Origin of the sequence: Corallococcus carmarthensis (assembly GCF_003611695.1) — a bacterium.
Classification (GTDB): domain Bacteria; phylum Myxococcota; class Myxococcia; order Myxococcales; family Myxococcaceae; genus Corallococcus; species Corallococcus carmarthensis.
This window is the reverse complement of the sequence record NZ_RAWE01000403.1, coordinates 1-3,352: the sequence shown is the minus strand read 5'-3', so window position 1 is coordinate 3,352 and position 3,352 is coordinate 1. Positions and strand designations below refer to the sequence as shown.

Annotated in this window: 5 protein-coding genes; all 5 read left to right on the top strand. The window is 67.2% G+C overall.

What is annotated here, in order from left to right:
• On the top strand, positions 1-411 hold a 411-nt coding region (locus tag D7X32_RS43710), incomplete at its 5' end, for an HNH endonuclease (RefSeq protein ID WP_147450513.1).
• The gene (locus D7X32_RS43705) at positions 408-857 is read left to right on the top strand and encodes a DUF4265 domain-containing protein (protein ID WP_120608381.1); all 450 of its coding nucleotides are present in this window, start codon (positions 408-410) and stop codon (positions 855-857) included. The genes D7X32_RS43710 and D7X32_RS43705, both read left to right, overlap by 4 nt.
• Positions 858-868: 11 nt before the next feature.
• Positions 869-1,258 carry a DUF1801 domain-containing protein gene (locus D7X32_RS43700; protein ID WP_244239514.1) on the top strand — a complete coding sequence of 130 codons (390 nt, stop codon included), beginning with the start codon at positions 869-871 and terminating at the stop codon, positions 1,256-1,258.
• Between the two features lie 80 nt (positions 1,259-1,338).
• A complete protein-coding gene (hslV, locus tag D7X32_RS43695; protein WP_120527843.1) occupies positions 1,339-1,866 on the top strand; it encodes an ATP-dependent protease subunit HslV in 528 nt (175 codons plus the stop codon).
• Positions 1,867-1,878: 12 nt separating this feature from the next.
• A complete protein-coding gene (hslU, locus tag D7X32_RS43690) occupies positions 1,879-3,276 on the top strand; it encodes an ATP-dependent protease ATPase subunit HslU (RefSeq protein ID WP_120608380.1) in 1,398 nt (465 codons plus the stop codon).
• Positions 3,277-3,352 lie beyond the last annotated feature (76 nt).

The window sequence follows — 3,352 nt, the reverse complement described above, 5'->3', positions numbered from 1 at the left end:
GGGCTGACCCTGACGGGGGCCGGGGCTGTCGTCGGCGTTCCGGTCATGGCCGCTTCCACCGCCAGCATCGTCGCGGGGCTGGCGGTGGGGGCGGATGGACTGGCGGATGGCGCCAAGGCTGTTTCTGTCCTGAGCTCACGCAAGGACCGCTCTGGAAGGGATTTCACGCGCGCAGGAAAGCGCGACGTCATTGAGAGCAACCGCAAGGCCAACGAAGGACAGACCATCTGCGAGAGCTGCGGTACGGAGACGGTCCCCGCCCAGCAAAGCAAGAAGGGAGTCACTCCCCCTGGAAATGAAACCCACGTGGATCACGTGCAGCCCAAGTCCAAGGGCGGAGAGGGTGCGCCAGGAAACGGTCAAGTGTTGTGCAGGGATTGCAACCTCGAGAAAAGTGACACCTATCCATGACAGAGCGGAAGCGGGTTTTCTTTCAGCTGATCCAGGATGACGAAGGCTATCCTCCGGTGAGCGCGGAGAGTCTTTGGACCATCCCGGTCCAAGGGGGGCGTTTTGTTCTTGATAACGTTCCGTTTTTCGCGAGGGACGCGACCATCGGGGACACGATTGAGGTCCGCGAGGAGGAGGGTCGCCTTTGGTATCGGGCGACAGTGGACAGGTCCGGGAACTCCCTGCTTCGCGTCATCATGTACGACAGCGCGAAGATCACGGAGGTGACCACCGCACTGCGCTCGCTGGGGTGTGAAACCGAGCTGAGTGAACAGCACCGGCTGCTGGCGGTCAGCGTGCCCGCCAGTGCCTCGCTCCCGGCCGTCCAGCGCTACCTCATGGACATGGCCTCCCGGGATGTCCTGGACTACGAAGAGCCCCTCCTGCGGCAGGACGGAATCGACTGAGGGGCCGCGCCATGGCGAACCGGAGCATGGAGGTGGACCAGTTCATGGCGGAGCTGGTCCACCCGCTCAAGGCGCAGGTGGAGGCCGTGCGGGCCGCCATCCTGGCCTCCGACGCCAGCATCACCGAGCGCATCAAGTGGAAGGCCCCCAGCTTCGTGCACTCGGGCGACGACCGCGTCACCTTCCGCCTGGCCCCCAAGGGCATCTTCCAGGTCATCCTCCACCGGGGCGCGAAGGTGAAGGACACCACGGGCTTCGCCTTCGAGGACGACTCGGGGCTGGTGGAGTGGCTGGCGCCGGACCGGGGCGTCGTGAGCTTTCCGGACGCGAAGACGGTGAAGGCGAAGAAGGCCGCCCTGGTGAAGCTGGTGGGCCGCTGGATGAAGGCGACCGCGACCTGAGCGCGTCCCCAGGGTGAGGGAGCGGACAGCCAGGCCGTTTTTACGAGTCGGGGGCGGTCCGGCTTGTTAAACCCCCGGTCATGTTCCACGGCACCACCATCCTCTGCGTCCGCCGCGAAGGGAAGGTCGTCATCGCGGGCGACGGTCAGGTCAGCCTCGACAAGACCATCATGAAGAACACGGCGCGCAAGGTGCGCCGCATCGGCGACGGTCAGGTCATCGCCGGCTTCGCGGGCAGCACCGCGGACGCGTTCACGCTCTTCGAGCGCTTCGAGGCCAAGTTCAAGGAGCACCAGAAGAACCTGGCCCGCGCCTGCGTGGAGCTGGGGAAGGACTGGCGCACCGACCGCTTCCTCCGCCGCCTGGAGGCGCTGCTCATCGTCGCGGACAAGGAGAAGACCTTCATCCTCTCCGGCGCGGGCGACATCATCGAACCGGACCACGGCATCGCCGCCGTGGGCAGTGGCGGCCACTACGCGCTGGCCGCCGCACGCGCCCTCCAGGCGCACTCGCAGCTGTCCGCCCGGGACATCTGCACGCAGGCCATGGCCATCGCCGCGGACATCTGCGTCTACACGAACTCCAACGTCACCTACGAAGAGCTCTGAGAGGACCGCCCCGTGGCCGAACCGCGCAAGTTGTCCGCCTTCACGCCTCGCGAGGTCGTCAGCGAGCTGGACCGTTACATCGTCGGGCAGAAGGACGCCAAGCGCGCCGTCGCCATCGCGCTGCGCAACCGGTGGCGCCGCCAGCAGGTGCCGGACGACCTGCGCGATGAGATCTACCCGAAGAACATCATCATGATCGGCCCCACCGGCGTGGGGAAGACGGAGATCGCCCGCCGCCTGGCGAAGCTGTCCCAGGCCCCCTTCGTGAAGGTGGAGGCCAGCAAGTTCACGGAAGTGGGCTACGTGGGCCGCGACGTCGAGTCGATGATCCGCGACCTGGTGGAGTCCGCCATCGCGCTCGTTCGCGAGGAGGAGACGGAGAAGGTCAAGCCGCGCGCGGAGGAGCTGGCCGAGGACCGCTTGATGGAGCTCATCAAGAACGGCGGCCAGTCGCGCACGACGTCGTCGCCGCCGTTCGGCTTCTCGCCCCCGCCGGCCCCCGCGCCCTCGCCGCTGGGCGACAACGAGCGGGAGAAGCTGCGCGCCCAACTGCGCGCCGGCACGCTGGATGATCAGACCGTGGAGGTGGAGACCAGCGAGAGCTCGCCCACCTTCATGCGCAACTTCAGCGGCCAGGGCATGGAGGAGATCGGCGTCAACCTCCAGGACCTGTTCAAGAACATGCCGGGCATGAAGAACACCCGGAAGCGCAAGCTGCGCGTGCCGGAGGCGCTCCAGCTCCTGCGCGCGGAGGAAGCGCAGAAGCTGGTGGACCCGGACCGCGTCCAGCGCGAGGCCGTGGCACGCGCCGAGTCCAGCGGCATCGTCTTCATCGACGAGATCGACAAGATCGCCAGCCGCGAGGGCGGCAAGGGCGGCGGGGGCCCGGACGTGTCGCGCGAAGGCGTGCAGCGCGACATCCTGCCCATCGTGGAGGGCTCGGCCGTCAACACCAAGTACGGCCAGGTGAAGACGGACCACATGCTCTTCATCGCGGCGGGCGCGTTCCACGTGTCCAAGCCGTCGGACCTCATCCCGGAGCTCCAGGGCCGCTTCCCCATCCGCGTGGAATTGGAAGCGCTGTCCGGCGAGGACCTGGTGCGCATCCTGCGCGAGCCCAAGAACTCGCTCATGCGCCAGTACACCGCGCTGCTCGCCACGGAGGGCGTGCGCCTGTCCTTCACCGACGACGCGGTGGCGGAGGTCGCCCGCATCGCCCAGCAGGCCAACGAGCGCACGCAGAACATTGGCGCGCGGCGGCTGCACACCGTGCTGGAGCGCCTGCTGGACGAGGTGTCGTTCACCGCCAGCGAACAGGGGCCGCGCGACTTCCAGGTGGACGCCGCCTACGTGCGCGAGCGCCTGTCCGCCATCGTCCAGGACGAGGATCTATCGCGCTACATCCTCTAGCGCGCTAGGGTCCCGGCCGCTTCGCCCCACCGCGTCATTGGAAGAGAGAGGTACACCACCTTGCTGTCTCTTATAC